At 33.3% G+C, this 1,230-nt stretch carries 1 protein-coding gene; it reads left to right on the plus strand.

Annotation, left to right across the window (positions count from 1 at the left end; all coding sequences use genetic code 11):
• Positions 1-222 precede the first annotated feature (222 nt).
• Entirely contained in the window at positions 223-1,194 is a 972-nt protein-coding gene (locus tag ES677_RS15105; protein WP_148381720.1) for an IS110 family RNA-guided transposase, read from the plus strand.
• Positions 1,195-1,230 lie beyond the last annotated feature (36 nt).

A 1,230-nucleotide genomic window follows, 5' to 3' on the forward strand; every position in this document is an offset into this window, starting at 1 on the left:
CTTAAGTTAGCATTTCAATAAAAACACTAAATTAAGACATATAAATAAGAAGGAACAAAAGGGAGGAATAAGGTTATTATACACGCGGAGACTATGATCTCGTCAACATTGAAAACCCCCTCTCTTTTTCTACACAGATTTCGTACAGTTCTATGAGGCTTTTAGACCTCGATTTCAAGTCGTTGAAACTCGCGTAGTCGTCCTTTAAAAATACAGTTTATTATGAATAAAGATATTAAATATTTTGGAATTGACATTAGTCATTTGGTTTTCGATGTTACGGATTCTTCAGGTAATTACTATCAGTTTAAAAACAATCCTGCTGGTTTTAAAAAGTTTTTAAAACTCTTGGGGATTGATAGTCATTGTGTGATGGAAGCAACGGGTTATTATCATTATCAATTGGCGTATTTTTTACTCGAATCTGGTATAAAAGTGTCTGTCGAAAATCCCTTGTCTGTAAAACGTTTTATACAGATGAAACTAACGAAGAATAAGACCGATAAAAGTGATTCTAAGCTTATTTGTGAGTATGCTAAACAAGTTGAATTAAAACTATGGAAAGGTAATTCGAAGCATCAAACAGAATGTCTTCAAATGACCAGACTCCTTTCAGTATATACAAAACAGAGCACTATGCTTAAAAATAAATTACACGGTGAAGCTGTTTTAGGCAACCCAAGTAAAACTGTTGTAAGTTCTTTAAAACGTAGTTTAAAACAGGTGCAAAAAGAAATGAAAACCTTGGAAGAAAAATTAATCGTTTTAGTCAAAGAGGTGCACCAAGACGTTTTAACTCGTTTAAAAAGTATTCCAGGTATAGGAAACAAAACATCATTAATGTTGGTTGTTCTCACTGATGGTTTTGAGCGTTTTACAAGCGGCAGTGAGTTGTGTAGTTATGCAGGGTTAACCCCAATAATTAGGAAGAGCGGAAGCAGTGTGAGCGGCCGAAGTAAAATTAGCAAAATGGGAAATCAAAAACTGCGTAATTTATTATTTATGTGCAGTTTTAATGCTTGTAAGTACAATAAGGCTTGCAGGGAAATATATGAGCGAATAGTAGCTAAAGGAAAGAGCAAAAAACTAGCGTTGATAGCGGTCTGTAATAAGCTACTAAAACAAGCTTTTGCAATAGCAAAATCTGGATTAATATATGATGATTCTTATAGAAGTACTTTAGTGAAAAGTTAATGGGTTTTTACTTGTTTTTTACCACAGTACTTTGTT

The sequence above is a fragment of the Bizionia gelidisalsuginis genome (genome assembly GCF_008086185.1).
GTDB lineage: Bacteria > Bacteroidota > Bacteroidia > Flavobacteriales > Flavobacteriaceae > Bizionia > Bizionia saleffrena.

Bases quoted from the DNA above. Each gene is read 5' to 3' on its own strand.
- ES677_RS15105 (WP_148381720.1), top strand. From the start codon at position 223: ATGAATAAAGATATTAAATATTTTGGAATTGACATTAGTCATTTGGTT.